Origin of the sequence: Streptobacillus canis, from assembly GCF_009733925.1 — a bacterium.
Taxonomy (GTDB): Bacteria; Fusobacteriota; Fusobacteriia; order Fusobacteriales; family Leptotrichiaceae; genus Streptobacillus; species Streptobacillus canis.
In genome coordinates this window covers 1-15,609 of record NZ_WOEI01000022.1, presented here as the reverse complement: position 1 = coordinate 15,609, position 15,609 = coordinate 1, and the positions used below count along the sequence as shown (strand labels likewise).

At 25.5% G+C, this 15,609-nt stretch carries 18 protein-coding genes and 1 pseudogene; 1 reads left to right on the top strand and 18 read right to left on the bottom strand.

Annotated features, from left to right (window positions below):
* Nucleotides 1-3: 3 nt before the first annotated feature.
* Both sufB and sufC read right to left on the bottom strand, forming a co-directional pair.
* On the bottom strand, nucleotides 4-1,419 hold the full coding sequence (gene sufB, locus GM111_RS06220) for a Fe-S cluster assembly protein SufB (RefSeq protein WP_156300232.1): 1,416 nt from the start codon (nucleotides 1,417-1,419) through the stop codon (nucleotides 4-6).
* Nucleotides 1,419-2,171, bottom strand: a complete 753-nt coding sequence (sufC, locus tag GM111_RS06215; protein ID WP_156300231.1) for a Fe-S cluster assembly ATPase SufC — start codon at nucleotides 2,169-2,171, stop codon at nucleotides 1,419-1,421. Before sufC ends, sufB begins: the two co-directional genes overlap by 1 nt.
* 172 nt (nucleotides 2,172-2,343) lie before the next feature.
* Here sufC and GM111_RS06210 point away from each other — a divergent pair, with 172 nt between their 5' ends.
* On the top strand, nucleotides 2,344-3,225 hold the full coding sequence (locus GM111_RS06210; protein ID WP_156300229.1) for an EamA family transporter: 882 nt from the start codon (nucleotides 2,344-2,346) through the stop codon (nucleotides 3,223-3,225).
* Between the two features lie 35 nt (nucleotides 3,226-3,260).
* Here GM111_RS06210 and GM111_RS06205 read toward each other — a convergent pair whose 3' ends face one another.
* The 16 genes and pseudogenes from GM111_RS06205 to GM111_RS08605 form a co-directional block, all read right to left on the bottom strand.
* Nucleotides 3,261-4,220 (bottom strand): transketolase family protein, encoded by a 960-nt coding sequence (locus GM111_RS06205; protein WP_156300227.1) that lies wholly within the window; start codon nucleotides 4,218-4,220, stop codon nucleotides 3,261-3,263.
* Nucleotides 4,220-5,035 (bottom strand): transketolase, encoded by an 816-nt coding sequence (locus tag GM111_RS06200; protein ID WP_156300225.1) that lies wholly within the window; start codon nucleotides 5,033-5,035, stop codon nucleotides 4,220-4,222. Before GM111_RS06200 ends, GM111_RS06205 begins: the two co-directional genes overlap by 1 nt.
* Nucleotides 5,036-5,053: 18 nt before the next feature.
* Nucleotides 5,054-6,397: a PTS ascorbate transporter subunit IIC gene (locus GM111_RS06195; RefSeq protein WP_156300223.1), complete on the bottom strand. Its 1,344-nt coding sequence runs from the start codon at nucleotides 6,395-6,397 to the stop codon at nucleotides 5,054-5,056.
* Between the two features lie 17 nt (nucleotides 6,398-6,414).
* Nucleotides 6,415-6,681, bottom strand: a complete 267-nt coding sequence (locus GM111_RS06190) for a PTS sugar transporter subunit IIB (protein WP_156300221.1) — start codon at nucleotides 6,679-6,681, stop codon at nucleotides 6,415-6,417.
* A 1-nt stretch (nucleotide 6,682) separates the two neighbouring features.
* Nucleotides 6,683-7,111, bottom strand: coding sequence for a PTS sugar transporter subunit IIA (locus GM111_RS06185; RefSeq protein WP_156300219.1), 429 nt, complete (start codon nucleotides 7,109-7,111; stop codon nucleotides 6,683-6,685).
* Between the two features lie 12 nt (nucleotides 7,112-7,123).
* Nucleotides 7,124-9,058, bottom strand: coding sequence for a BglG family transcription antiterminator (locus GM111_RS06180; protein ID WP_156300217.1), 1,935 nt, complete (start codon nucleotides 9,056-9,058; stop codon nucleotides 7,124-7,126).
* A gap of 143 nt (nucleotides 9,059-9,201) precedes the next feature.
* The gene (locus tag GM111_RS06175) at nucleotides 9,202-9,489 is read right to left on the bottom strand and encodes a hypothetical protein (RefSeq protein ID WP_156300216.1); all 288 of its coding nucleotides are present in this window, start codon (nucleotides 9,487-9,489) and stop codon (nucleotides 9,202-9,204) included.
* On the bottom strand, nucleotides 9,486-10,340 hold the full coding sequence (locus tag GM111_RS06170; RefSeq protein ID WP_156300214.1) for a hypothetical protein: 855 nt from the start codon (nucleotides 10,338-10,340) through the stop codon (nucleotides 9,486-9,488). The genes GM111_RS06175 and GM111_RS06170 overlap by 4 nt, the downstream gene beginning before the upstream one ends.
* A 283-nt stretch (nucleotides 10,341-10,623) precedes the next feature.
* Nucleotides 10,624-10,782, bottom strand: coding sequence for a hypothetical protein (locus GM111_RS06165; protein WP_156300212.1), 159 nt, complete (start codon nucleotides 10,780-10,782; stop codon nucleotides 10,624-10,626).
* Nucleotides 10,779-11,309, bottom strand: coding sequence for a hypothetical protein (locus tag GM111_RS06160; protein WP_156300211.1), 531 nt, complete (start codon nucleotides 11,307-11,309; stop codon nucleotides 10,779-10,781). The genes GM111_RS06165 and GM111_RS06160 overlap by 4 nt, the downstream gene beginning before the upstream one ends.
* Before the next feature lie 13 nt (nucleotides 11,310-11,322).
* Nucleotides 11,323-12,261, bottom strand: coding sequence for a hypothetical protein (locus tag GM111_RS06155; RefSeq protein WP_156300209.1), 939 nt, complete (start codon nucleotides 12,259-12,261; stop codon nucleotides 11,323-11,325).
* Between the two features lie 14 nt (nucleotides 12,262-12,275).
* Nucleotides 12,276-12,944, bottom strand: coding sequence for a hypothetical protein (locus GM111_RS06150; protein WP_231479777.1), 669 nt, complete (start codon nucleotides 12,942-12,944; stop codon nucleotides 12,276-12,278).
* Between the two features lie 134 nt (nucleotides 12,945-13,078).
* Nucleotides 13,079-13,246 (bottom strand): hypothetical protein, encoded by a 168-nt coding sequence (locus GM111_RS08265; protein WP_197034513.1) that lies wholly within the window; start codon nucleotides 13,244-13,246, stop codon nucleotides 13,079-13,081.
* Between the two features lie 258 nt (nucleotides 13,247-13,504).
* Nucleotides 13,505-14,371: a hypothetical protein gene (locus GM111_RS06145; protein ID WP_156300205.1), complete on the bottom strand. Its 867-nt coding sequence runs from the start codon at nucleotides 14,369-14,371 to the stop codon at nucleotides 13,505-13,507.
* Nucleotides 14,372-14,584: 213 nt separating this feature from the next.
* Entirely contained in the window at nucleotides 14,585-15,277 is a 693-nt protein-coding gene (locus GM111_RS06140) for a hypothetical protein (RefSeq protein WP_156300202.1), read from the bottom strand.
* A gap of 155 nt (nucleotides 15,278-15,432) precedes the next feature.
* A pseudogene (locus GM111_RS08605) lies at nucleotides 15,433-15,549 on the bottom strand (hypothetical protein); the annotation flags it as partial.
* Between the last annotated feature and the right edge of the window lie 60 nt (nucleotides 15,550-15,609).

Genomic DNA, 15,609 nt, shown 5'->3' with positions numbered 1-15,609 from the left:
CACCTACCCTATAGTCCCTTCTAACTCTAATTCTATTAATTTGTTTAACTCAACTGCATATTCAAGTGGTAATTCTTTTGAAATAGGTTCCACAAATCCTCTAATTATCATAAGTTTTGCTTCATCTTCTGAAAGACCTCTACTCATTAAATAGAATATTGCTTCATCACTAATTCTTCCTATACTTGCTTCATGTCCTATATCTATATCATCAGTATTAACTTCTATTATAGGCATAGTATGAGATGCTGAACCGTTATTATCTAACATTAATGATTCACATTCTGCAGTTGCTTTACAATGGTGAGCTCCTGGTACTACTTTTAGTAATGATCTATAGAATGCTCCTCCACCATTTTTTGAAATTGATTTTGAAGAAACATTAGATGTAGTATATGGTGCAGCATGTATTATCTTACATCCTGTATCTAAGAATTGTCCAGCTGCTGCAAATGTAACTCCAGTAAATTCACAAGCTGCTCCAACTCCATTTAAAATACTCATAGGGTAAAGATTAGTTACACGAGAACCAAATGAACCTGATATCCATTCTATAGTTCCATGATCTTCTACTATAGCTCTTTTTGTATTTAAGTTATATAGATTTTTTGACCAGTTTTCTATAGTTGAATATCTAAGTTTAGCATTTTTACCTACAAATAGTTCTACTGCTCCAGCATGCAGAGCATTTTTGTAATATTTAGGTGCTGAACATCCTTCTATGAAATGTAGGTCTGCTCCTTCTTCAACTATTATTAATGTATGTTCAAATTGTCCTGATTCTGCAGCATTCAATCTAAAGTAAGATTGTAATGGTTTCTCAACTTTTACACCTTTTGGAACATAAACAAATGATCCTCCTGACCAAACTGCTCCATGTAAAGCTGCAAATTTATGATCTTCTGGTTTAATTAAAGTCATAAAATATTTTTTGATTAATTCTTCATGTTCTACCATTGCTGTTTCTATATCTGTATAAATAACTCCTTGAGCCTTTAATTCTTCATTTAAACTATGATATACAACGTTAGAATCATATTGAGCTCCAACTCCTGCAAGTGATTTTTTCTCAGCTTCAGGTATTCCTAATCTATCAAAAGTTTTTTTAATATAATCTGGTACATCATCCCATGATGAATTCATATTATCTGATTCTGTTTCTAAATAGTGTACTATTTCATTTATGTCTAAATCAGATAAATCTGTACTCCAAGTTGGCATAGGTTTTAAGTCAAATACTCTTAAAGCGTGTAATCTTTTTTCAAGCATCCATTCTGGCTCATTTTTCTTTTCAGAAATTCTTCTTACTACAGCTTCATCAAGTCCCTTACCTGTAGTAAATTTATGAACCATTTCATCTTTGATGTCATATATTCCACGCTCTATGTCTGCAATATATGTCTTTTTTGTAATTTCCATTATTTATCACCTAAAAGATCTTCTCTTAATTTTTCATATCCATAAGTTTCAATGAATTCTACTAATTCTTTTCCACCAGTTTTAACTATTCTTCCATCCATTAAGATATGAACAAAGTCTGGATCTAAATATTCTAAAACTTTATCATAGTGTGTAATTATTAACATAGATCTATCTGTAGATTTTAATGTTTTAACACCTTCAAATACAATTTTTGTAGCATCTCTATCAAGACCTGAATCTGTTTCATCAAGTATTGCAAGTTTTGGTTCTAAAATTGCCATTTGTAAGATTTCATTTTTCTTCTTTTCTCCTCCTGAGAAACCTACATTTAAATATCTACTTGCATAGCTTTCATCCATTTTTAATTCTGCCATTTTTTCTTTTAATAACTTGTTAAATCTTAAGAAGTATTGTTTTTCCCCACTAACTGCTTCTTTAGCTGATCTTAAGAAATCTTCTACAGTTAATCCAGGTATTTCTTCTGGGTATTGGAAAGATAAGAAAAGTCCTTTTCTTGCTCTTTCATCAACAGCATCTTCCTGTATTTCTTCACCTTCTAAAATGATACTTCCTTCTGTTACTTCATATTTAGGATGACCAATTAATATAGAGGCAAGTGTTGATTTACCAGCACCATTTGGTCCCATTATCACATGTATTTCACCTTTATTAATTACTAAATCCAATCCTTTAATTATTTCTTTCTCTTCTACACCAGCATGTAGATTTTCTACTCTTAATAATTCCACATTTCCTCCTTACTTTTCTTATCAAATTATTTGATAATACAAATTTTTTATTTGTTAATTATATTATATATCATTTTTGTAATAAAATCAAAAGAAAAACTCTTACAATTTTTGTTTATTTTTTAACTTTAATATGATAATATATATTAGATAATTAGGGAGAGAAATATACATGAAAAAAATTGGAATTTTAATGGCATTTATTGCTGCATTCTTATGGGGAATTTCTGGAAATTTAGCTGAATATATTTTTAGTAATTCAAACTTAAGTGTAAATACTTATACATCATTAAGAATGTTTTTAACTGGAATAATATTACTTGGATATGGCCTATCAACTAAGGGAACTAAAGGTCTAAAAGCCATTTTATTTAATAAAAAAAATTTATTTAGAATAGTAATTTACGGTTTTGTTGGTATAGCTGCACTTCAATATTCATTTGCACAAACTATTAATTATTCTAATGCTGCACTTGCAACATTAATGCAATATTTAACACCAACTATTGTACTAATATATCTTAGCATTAAAACAAAGATAATGCCCAGCAAGAAAAAAATATTATTAGTCATCGTTGCACTATACGGAATGTTTCTTATGATAACTAACGGAAGTTTAAATAATTTAAATGTAAGTGTTACTGCTTTAATCTACGGTTTAATTGCTGCATTTACATTTGCATTCTATATCTTATACATATCTAAATTCAAGAAAATTGATAATACTATAGTTATAGGATGTGGAATGATAATAGGATCTTTAGTCTTTATTCCTTTTATGGATTTTGGAAACTTTAGAGAATTATTAAATATGAATGTATTTATTGCATTTATGTCTAATGTAGTTTTAGGTAATGCAATACCATTTTACCTATTTTTAGAAAGTACTAAATATATACAACCTACAACTACATCTTTACTTGGAGCTATAGAACCTATGGTTGCAATAGCAATAGGTATGATATTTTTAGGAACTGAACTTACAATAATACAATTAATAGGTGCAGTAATACTTATTGGATCTATTACTATTATATCTATATTTGAAGATTAAAAAACGCTACCTTAAAGGTAGCATTTTTAGTAATCTTATATGTTATTTTTAACCGCTTTATATATATCATCGGCTGTTAATTCATATTCTTCTTGTAAGAATTCTAATGTTCCAACTTGTCCATATCTTTCTTTAACTCCTACTCTTACAAGTTTAGTAGGGCAATTTTCTGAAAGTACTTCTGCAACAGCTGAACCAAGTCCATTAGTTATACTATGGTTTTCAGCAGTTACTACAAGTTTTGCATTAGCACAATATTTAACTATTGCATTTTTATCTATAGGTTTTAATGTAAACATATCAAGTATAGTTACATTTATACCTTCTTCTTCTAATTTTTTTGCAGCTATTCTTGAGTTATGTACCATCATACCATTAGCTATGATAACTACATCCTTTCCTTCTCTAACTACATTAGCTTTTCCTATTTCAATTTTTGCATCTTCTTCGTATACTTTGAATACATTTTTTCTAGTTAATCTTATCCAGTAGAATTTATCATTTTTTTCTAGAACTTCATCAAGTACTGCTTTAAGCACTGTTGAATCTGTTGGTTCTATTATTGTAGATCCAGCAAGTCCTCTTATTAGTCCCATATCTTCAAATGACATATGAGTTCCACCATTATGTACTGCTTGTATACCAGCATCTGATGCTATTATTGTTATAGGGTTTTCTTGATAAAGTGAAGAAATAAAGATTTGATCTAGACATCTTCTACTTGCAAATGCTGTAAATGTATGAACGAAAGGTTTTAAGCCTGCTCTTCTCATCCCAGCTGCACAAGAAATTTCTTGAGCTTCCATAATTCCACAGTTAACTATTCTATCTGAATATTCTTTTTGTAGAGAACCTGTACCTAAAGATCCCATTAAGTCAGCATCTAATACCACTACATCTTTATCTTTTTCTAAGAATTCATGCAATTTATCAGTACATACTTTTCTTAATTCTAAAGCTTCTTTCATAGCTTCTCCATTATATACACGTGTCATTATTTCACCTCTCTTTGTAACTCAAGTATTGCTTTTTCTAATTCTTTTTTAACTTCTTCATTAGGTCTAATATGGTGATTTCCTTTAAGAGTTTCAATAAATTTAACTCCTTGACCTTTAATTGAATCAAGAACTATAACTAAAGGTTTATCTTTTTGTGACATTATTGCACCTTTAATTGCACCTATATCATCACCTTTAACTGTTACAGCTTTAAGACCAAATGATTTAGCTTTTTCTTCAAATGAATATGGTTTACAAATATCTTCTAAGTAACCATCTAATTGTTGTTTGTTATAATCTATAAATACTACAAGATTGTTTAGTTCATTATGTGCTATAAATTGCATAGCTTCCCAAACTTGTCCTTCTTGAGCTTCTCCATCTCCAATTATTGTAAAGACTCTGTTATTTTTCTTTTGTATTTTTAAAGCTTTAGCAATTCCAGTAGCGATAGATATACCTTGACCTAAAGATCCTGTAGTTACATCTACACCATTAGTTTTTAATCTATCTGGATGTGATGGTAATTTAGTACCATTAACATTTAAAGTTAATAATTCTTCTACTGGGAAAAATCCTTTAAGTGCTAATGCAGAATAAAGAGCTGGACCTGCATGTCCTTTAGACAGTACAAAATAGTCTCTTTCTTCCCAATTTGGGTTTTTCGGATCATATTTCATTACATCATTGTAAAGAACTGCTAATGTTTCTACGACTGATAATGATCCACCATAGTGTCCAAATCCTAAATTATTTAACATTTTTAAAACATTTATTCTAATTTCTTTTGCAAATTCCTCTGTAGTAATCATATTTATCTCTTTCTATTTTTATTTTTCTTTGCTTACTAAATTATGAGCAACTAATCCTGCAACTATAGCAAGTACTATACCAGTTATTACTGTTGGATTTAATAATTTAGCAGCATTACCTAAGATTATACCTAAAGTTGCAAAGTCAGCATCTGAGAATGTAGTTCCTACATATCCTAAACTTCCTAATAATGGGTATAAAGCAGCTGGTAAGAATGTTAATAATAATCCATTTGCGAATGCTCCTATCATAGCTCCACGTCTTCCACCTGTTGAGTTACCGAATACTCCAGCAGTTGCTCCACAGAAGAAGTGAGGTACTACACCTGGTAAGATTAATACTGCATTAAACATACCTAAGATAAATAATCCAACTAATCCTCCTAAGAATGAGAAGATGAATCCTATTAATACTGCATTTGGTGCATAAGGGAATACTATTGGACAATCTAAAGCTGGTTTAGCATTAGGAACTAATTTTTCAGAAATTCCTGTAAATGCTGGAACTATTTCGTTTAAGATTAATCTAACACCTTGTAAGATGATGTAAACTCCTCCTGCAAATCCTATACCTTTAATTAATGCATATATGATATAGTTATCTCCACCTGAAAGTTCTGTAGTAACGAATTCTTTACCTGCAAATACTGCTAAGATTACGTAAATTATCATCATAGTTATAGAGATAGAAATAGATGAATCTCTTAAGAATGATAAGTTTTTAGGTAATTGCATTTCTTCTGTAGATTTAGAACCTTTACCAACTAATTTACCTATATATCCTGATAAAATATATCCTAAAGTTGAGAAGTGACCAAATGCTACTGAATCATCTCCAGTTATACCTTTCATGAAAGGTTGTGCTAAAGCTGGGAAAATAGCCATTGTTAATCCTAATAAGATAGCTCCTACTACGATTAATAAAGCACCTTGGAACCCTGCAATATGTAACATAATAGCTATCATAGCTGCCATGTATAAAGTATGGTGTCCAGTTAAGAATATGTATTTTAATTTAGTGAAACGAGCTATACAAATGTTAGCAACCATTCCTAAAGCCATAATTAAAGCTGTAGTTGTTCCGAAATCTTTTAAAGCAACTGATATGATTGCTTCGTTGTTTGGAATAACCCCTTGAATAGCGAACGCTTTTTCGAACATTGCAGTCATTGGTCCTAATTGATCAATTAAATATCCTGCTCCTGCTCCTAATACTAAGAATCCTAAAATTGTTTTAATTGTACCTTTAACTACATCAGTTGCAGGTTTTTTTTGTAATAATAGCCCTACTAATGCTATTACACCAACTAGTATTGATGGTGTTTTTAAAATGTCAACAATAAAATTTAATACTGCTTGCATGTTGTCCTCCTAAAATATTATTTTAATCTTTCTGTTAATTTTTGTTCAAGTTCTGGCATAGATATTATACTATCTAAAACTATTACTCTATCTGTTGGGATAGGTGAACTTTCAGCAATATCCCTACCCATTACAAATAAATCAGCACTGTTTATTGTAACAGAGGCTAAATCTGAGTGTTCTACTTCAGCTTCAACTCCAATTTTGTTAAGAACTTTTTTTACATTCATTTCTAACATAAAACTTGATCCAAGTCCTGAACCGCACACTGCCATTATTTTCATACTATTTACCTCCTTCAATAATTTCTATTAATTCTTCTAATTTCTTAGCTTCTTTAAGTTTTTCTATCTTCTCATCATCTTGGAAGATTTCAAGTAACGCTCCTATAGTATCTATATGAGAGTCCTTATCTTTAGCTGCTAATACAAAGATTAAGTGTAATTTTGTATCTCCAAATTCTACAGCTTCATTTACTTTTAAGAATGATACTCCTGTTTCTATTACTCCATCTTCTGGTCTTGCATGTGGCATAGCAATATCATCAGTTAATACTATATAGAATCCTAAATTATTTACTGATTCTATCATCTTATCTATATATTCTTCTCTAATATTTCCACTGTCGACTAATGGTCTTGCTGCAAGTTTTATTGCTTCTTCCCAATTTTGTACACTTTCTCTTATTCCTACATTATTTTTATTGAATAACATTGTTTACCTCACTTATATCTTTTTACTAAAATATGATATTAATTTTTCATAACTTTCTATTTTACTTACTACTTCTAGGAAGTCTTCATTTAATATTAACTTATAGAAGTCTCCTAATAGCTCTAAATGAGAGCTATTGTCTTTACTAGAGAAACAAAGTAGAACTGATGCCTTTCTATCTTTACCAAAATTTACAGGTTCTTTTAATACAAGTAAGCTTGCATCTGTATGATATACTGCATTTTCAAGTTTTGCATGCGGTATTGCTATACCATCATCAATTACTATATATGGCCCTAATTTTTTAACCATCTTCTTCATTTCTTCTATATATTCTGTACTTACAGATCCTTTAAATACTAGATTATTTCCTAATACATCTATAGCATCTTCCCAAGTATCTATCTTATCCATAAATATTACACTATTTTTATCTAATACTTTTATTAATTCACTTTCTCCTCTAAAACTATCAATTAAAATATTAGAGAATTTATCAAGTAATATATTCTTAAGTTTTTCTCTATCCATTTTAGATACGTTATCTTCAATTTCATCTAGTAACTCATCTATAATTACTTTATCTTTTCTTCTTTTAATTCCTAAATCATCTAACTTTTCATAATCTTCTACTTTTAGTAATGGATTAATTTTAACATAATCTACATTATCTAAGTCTATAGTTGAAAGTATATAGTCTACTGAATTAGAATTAAAATTAATTTTATCTATCATATATGCAGGTAATACGTCAACTATATCTATATCAAATTTTTCCTTAAGATTATATTCTAATATTCTTGAAGTACCATATCCTAATCCACATACTAATATTACTTTCTTTCTATTGAAAGTTCTCATTCTTTCTATAGATGCTTTGAAGTGGTAAGCTATAAGTGATATTTCAATTTCTGTAAATTGTATATCAAATATATCTTCCATTTCTACTATAGCTGATCTAATTATTGGTAATAATGGATCATCTTCTAAAACTAATTGTTGATATATTGAATTTTTAAGTTTAATTCCTTTTTTCAGTCTATAAATAGATACCTTAATGTGACTTAATAAGAAGTCATATAGGACTTTATCTTCTGTTAAATCAAGTCTTATCTTATCACTTACTACCTTAATCATTTTCTTTATTAAGAAAGATTCATCTAGCCAAGATTCAAGATTAGGATTAATTGATAATCCTATTAACATTTCAGATATCTTATCGAAACTTGGATGAGTTCCAAAATATTCTGTAAATATTACTTTTATCTTATTCCTTTCTTCTTCTAAACTAAATTTATTAGTTGCCTTAGTTTTTTCAGGGAATTTTATCATAGTATATATCGTTATCATTAACTTTTGATATATCTCTTCATTAATATTAAACTTAATACTTTCAGAAAGTTCTCTGAAGAAATCTTCAACATTTTTCATAGTTTCATAATCTATTACTTCTTCTAAATACTTTTGTAATGATTTTTTATTATATACTTCATCAAGAAATTCTATTTTTTTATTATTTGGCCAATCCAAGAAATATCCTCTCGAATGTATATATTGAAATTTTTCACCATCTAACAAATTCATATCAAGTTTCAAAGTATTTCTTGAAATATCTATTTTTTTTGCTAAATTTGATATATTTAATCCTTTTTTATTATATAAAGCATATAGATAAATTAAACTTATTCTATCATCTCTGTTTATATATTCTTTATCTTTAATACTATCCAAAAACTGTTCTAACTCCAGTTTTGAACTAAGTAATATATTTCCGTTTTTTATACCAATTTTAGAAAAACCTTTTTTTGATAAATAGTAGTTAATATTGTTAATATTATACTGTATTGTCCTTTTTGATACTCTAAAATACTCACAAATAGTTTCAAGATTTAATGTACTCTCTTCTAAAAGCTTTTCTAGTATTCTTATTTCTCTTTCATTTACCATAATCGTCTCCTTATACTAAAATATACCTTGATTCTTTTCAAATACCAAGATTTAATATTTTTCATAAAAATGAAAAAAAATGATACTTTTATTTTTAAAAGTATCTATTTATTTTATTTTTTTAAATTTTCTCTTTTTATTTTTTATCCCTTATATAAACAATTATGATTACAATTTTTATTAGTTATTACTATATTTGATTTATCTTCTATATTAGATGGTTCTATCTTAACATCTATATTATTACTTTTAACATATTTAAAGTTAGATACTAATTCATCTATTTTTGATACATCTAAGGACTTACCACTTTTTAAATCACTATTTAAACTTACAGCTAAGCTTTCTTCTTTTCCATTGTATATTATTCTATCTATTTCTGTGGCTTGCATAATAAAGGGTATAAGGGTTAGTGTTATTAGTTTTTTCATTCTCCAGTTTCCTTTTCTACATATACCTCAAGCCTATATGTCTTAGGATTATGATATTTCTTTATTCTTTCATATACCTCTTTTTCTATTTCTTCCTTATTACTTAAATCACATTCTTTACACTTTAAAACTATATATAATCTTGGGAAATATGCAAATGTTTCCGCATATTCATCCCAATTCATTGTTTCAAATTGTTTAGGTTCTTTAAAGTATTCACTATATAATTTATAGTATTTTTTTTCATTTTCTCCTTCTTTTTCATTAAACTCTTCCCATGTCATAGAAACCTCTTTAGATACTAACTCTCCATTCTCCCTAAAATATTGATAAACTTTTTTTTCTTTTGGTGTATATAATTGCTTTAAATAACCATAGTTTTCTATCCAAGCACCAGCAAATACTCTATATTTTTCACTATACTCATCTAATATTTTTTCCATCCCTCTAAAGTCATTTCCCTTTTCTTTATTAAATATTAAATCATTTAATACATAAAATTTATACCCATCACTTAAAATTTGATCTCCAACACCGTATCCAAAAGAAGTAACAGGTACAAGTATATCCCATTTTATATTTATATATTTACTTTTACTTCTTGAATATGGATATATTCTCATATAGGTTATTTCATTTGGACCAGACCCTATCATATAAAAGGTCTCTAAATCTATCGTCCTTCTTTTAATTAAAATTCCCCATTTTTTTAAATGATCTTTCATTGCACCTTCTGAATTTATTCTTACACATGCTCCAACAAAAAATAAAAATATTACAATAAACACTGATAAACAACCAGTAAAAACTGATTTACATCCTCTTTCCATTCTATTTATATATCCTTTCATATTCATTGCTTTTAATTAATTGATTATTAAAATCATTATCAAATTTTTCTGAATTATAATATATATCTATCTCCAACAAATCCTATAATTGATAAAGACTCTTTATTTAATATCCCTTTTAATCTTTCTTCTTAATATTTTATTGCACAATTTAAATTATCTATTACTAAATCAATTCTTTCTTCTCTTATTTTTTCATTAACTAACATCTTACACCTCTATTTAATTTTATTATTTACTTTTAAAGGAACAAATATTATTTCTCCTGTTTTTTTATTTACTCCTATTCATCTATTTTTGATACATCTAAGGACTTACCACTTTTTAAATCACTATTTAAACTTACAGCTAAGCTTTCTTCTTTTCCCTTGTATATTATTCTATCTATTTCTATGGCTTGCATAATAAAGGGTATAAGGGTTAGTGTTATTAGTTTTTTCATAATGTACCATTTATATTATTTAGTTTATAAATATAGTTTAAAAGGGTTATTTTTAATATTTCTTTTTCTATATCACTTATTTCTTTTAAAATTATATCATTTTTTTCATTTATAAATTTTATTCTAATTTTTTCTTTTTCTAAAGACATCTCAAATAATTTTTGAATATCATTTAAAGCTATTTCTTTTTCAACAAATCTTGCTACTTTATCTTCATCTGTAAATGTAATTTTAATATCGTTATCTGTAAAATTATACTTAATTTCTTCTTTATCATTCACTATCTCTATCTTATTAAAATTATTTATTTTCTCTTTTTGTAAAAATCTTATTACCAATTTAGGTTTTCCATCATCTTTTGTCCTTATTTCAGGAACTATCAAATCAAATTCATCTGAAAACTCTTCATTTTCGGTTGAGAATCTTTCTATTTCACTATTTTTTTCTATAAAAGTTACTCTCATTACTTCACTAAAACTAATTATATTTATCATAATTGCTATTAGAAGTATTATTCTCTTTTTCATAATTATTCCACCTTTATTTTTCATTTATTATTCTTTTTAAAACTGCAAATCTATATGTTTCTTTATTATGGTATTTTTCAAATTCTTTAAATAAATTTAAAAAATATTCTACACTTTTTCTATCTTCTATATCATCATCTTCATAAAATTCTTTAGCTCCAAAATTAATTTCATCAAGTCTTTCTGCTGGTATCAAAAATATTAAATTTCCATTTTTATTTATATATTCTTCCCAATTTATTTCTTTATATCTCGTCATTTTATCAAAATATTTTTCTGGTTCTTTATATTTTAGTCCTAAGTATAATACTTCCGTCAATATAGTTTTATCTTCATTTAAAATATAATAACCATATTCTCCTTTATAAACTTTTTTTCCTTCATATACTTCATCAGTAGGTGTTAATATTCTTACAATAAAACGAAATTTTCTATTTTTTATCATATCATAATCTTCTTTTCTGTGGTAAAACCCTTTATCTAATATTTCTTCTTTATTTCTTTCTACTATTTTTTTAATTTCACTAAAATCATTACCCTTATTTTTATCATTTATTAAATCTTTTATTACATAGTTAACTTGCCCATTATATACAAGATTAGGTAAATAGTATTGGCTACTTCCTCTCAATGGATAACTTCCATATTTATTATCTTCTATATCAAATAGTTTATTTTTAAATTGTTTAGGATTTATAATTTCAAACCAATAAGTAGACCCTGCAGAAGATGTTGTAATAAATCCTCTATTAAATCCTGTTCCTATATCCCATCTTTTTAATAGAATATTTTTTTCTTTATATTCTTCTATTACTTCTGTTTTTAATTTATATGGATTTACTATCCATACATTACATGATCTTATTAATATTAAAAGTAATATCAATCCAATAAATCCTAAAAATATATTTTTTATTAATTTTAAAATAAATCCTATTATTGTATCAATCATTTGATCATCTTCCTTTAATCTGTAAATTTATCTATATTATCTTTCACAGGTCCTATATTGTGTTCTCCAATTTTCTTTTTTATAAAGCCTTCATTTTCTATATATTCCTGTACTTTTAGATTTTTTTTCAATTCATTATATCTTTTATAATCTTTTTCATTTCTAGATTTTTTTAATATCTTACCTAACAATTCTTTGTATTCTCTAACTACCCTTATTTTTTCAAGTTCTTCCTTTTTTGCAAGATATTCATTAGTATGATTCTCATATGCTAAAACTTCTTCATTTACTGCTAATCCTATTATAAATTTAGCAATATTTTCTTCTTTTTTATTTTTAGATATATAGTTTAATAATCCATTATTTGGTATAACTGCCGATACATCTCTATATCCACTATTATCATTCCTTGATTTTTTCTTATTAAAATACCCATTTCTTAAATTAACATCAAATACATTATTTTTCCCCTCAATATTTGGAATCAGATCATTATTTAACATTTTATTTTTCCTCATATCATATTCTAATTCTATAGATATACTCGGTGCAGGATCAAAAACCATGGCTTGTGTATTAGGGATTCTTTTTGTTACATATCTAGCAACACCACCACCTAAAGAATGTCCAACAATTAATACTACTTTACCTTTATAGTCTGATTTTTTTAATTCTTCACTCAATTTTAAATATGCCTGTTCATATTGTCTATTAACTCCATCTATTAATCCAATATCTTCTAAGATTCCTCTCAGTTCATTTGTACCTTTAAACGAAACTATGTATTCTCCTTTTGGAGTTTTAAATATATCTCCTTCTAATCCTGAAAGGGGTCTATTATTTTGGCATTTATTTTTAATTCATCTGTTATTATATATATATCCTTATATTTTTCGTCCCTTTCTTCATTAATAATATAACTAGCTTTAGCTATCCTTTCCAATTGTTTTGATGCATATCCTTTTATGTCTATAGGTAAATACACAGTATTCAGTTGTGAAATAAATTCTGATAAAGTTTCTTTTTCATCAAATTTCTCATTTTTCTTCTAATATTTTTATTTTTCTTTATCTTAAGTATATTCAATATTTTTATAGCCAGTATCTAAAATAAAATATTTCTTTATTGTAATTTAGTTCTAATTTTAAAACGACTGTTTTAATTTCCCGTTTTCTACTATACTCATATCATATTAAATATATAAATTATAGTCTTTGCATTCATTATATTATTTATAAAATTATTATATAATAAAATCAAAAGTATCTTTATTATACCACTTTTCAATTTTTCTATAAATTTCAACTAATTCTTCATATTTTTCAAAATTTGAATTGATTTCTAAAATTTCTATATTCCCAGAACTATTCTCATATTCAATATACATTCTTAAAACTGGATAACTCTTCATAAAGTTTATATATGAAGTCCAATCTATTTCTTCATATTTTGTTTTTTTATCAAAAAATTTTTTCTCATTTTCTTCAACATAATTTATTAAATCAAGTTTTTGACTTTCATATATTTCATGATCTTTTATACTAATTTTTTTATTATCCCAATAAAAATTTTTATTATCAATTTTATATAAAATTTCTATTTCAAAAAATATTTTTCTACCTTTTCTCCATTCATCTCCTAATAATGCCTTATATATTTCATTTTTATTTTTTTCTATATATTCTTCTATTTTAGAAAAATCATTCCCTTTATTTTTATCAAAAAAATATTTGTTAATTATATATTCTTTTTCTCCTATTTTATGAATTAAAAAATCATCATTTACAATATTATTATTTATTTTTATAATATCTGTTCTTAAAGTAATATCATTTCTATATATTATATTATAATTATTGTTATTTTCATCTGAAAGAGTATCATAATATTTAATATCAAATAAATCTTCTGGTAAAATAATATTCTTATTTTCTTTATAATTATTCAATATTTCTTCTTTTTTAATTCTATTTTCTTCTTTAAAATCTTTGGGATTTAATAAAATATAATAATATGGGAAAAAGAATAATCCACTTATAGTATTTTTAACTATAATACTACATGTTGATAATATTAACAAAATAATTAAAGCTAATATTATTTTTTTCATTTTTTCACCCCTTAATATATATTTATATATACTTTTCGTTGACAATACCTAAAAAATGTACTGTTTTATTGGTCTCAATTAAATGTTTATAATATATTCTTTTTTCCAAAAAAAAATTCATATTTGGTTCATCAAAAGCATATTTATGCTCATGAACAAACATTTGATTTACATTATTTTTAAAACCCATATAATTATTTTCAATTATATGTATTATAAAACAAATATAAATATATCATCCTTGTATCTTTTTGATAAATTATTATTCAAATTTATTAAATCCTCTTCTTTTATTTTTTCATCTATTACAGTTATTACAAAAGCCTTAACTAAATTACTTTTATTTATTAAATTAAAATCTATTTTTTCTAACTCAATTTTTTCTTTATTTAGTTTTTTGAATTTGTCAATTATACAAAAATTTTCTTTGTTATTAAATTTATATAATCCATTTTTATCTTTTGATATTTCCCCAGTATAATATTCAAATTCATCTAAACATTTATATATATACACTACTTTAATGTTAAACTTATTTTTATCTAATTCATTTAAATTATAGTTAGAGTGTATATATTCTTTTTCTATATTTTTTCTTAGAATCTTTTCAAGAAATAAAGCAAATTTTTTATTATTTTTATAATATTCTCTTATTTCATCATCTACAAAAGTTTCATATATTTCCCCATATTTTTGATTCCTAATAATAAATACATCCGTATTTCTTAAAAACACTCTATATTTTTCATATTCTACTTCTTCTTTTTTTACTACTATTCCTCTATCATTTAAAGTTTTTAAAAATCTATTTTTATTATTAAAATATGTAAATTGATTAAATAAATTAAAAATAATAACTAAAGAAATAATAAAAATTAGAACATTATACACATTTTTTATTTTCATATAATATTTTAATAATATCGTTAAAAATTAACTTTATTATATTTCACCTTTCTATACAAATTTTTCTTTTTTATTACACTTCTTTTTAATTAAATATTTATGTCATTTATATTAATTATTAAAACTTTTAACTATCTATTACGTGAATAAGTTTTTTAGATTTTCATTTTTTTTATTTCAAAATTTACTGTTTTTATTACCTTTATTTTATTATTACTAACCTCAACAACTCCATTGTCTATTTTATATTTATATAAATTTACTGTCTGTTCTTTCCAATTATCTTAAAATATTTGCTAATCTATTTGATTCAACTGCGCTACATAAATTAA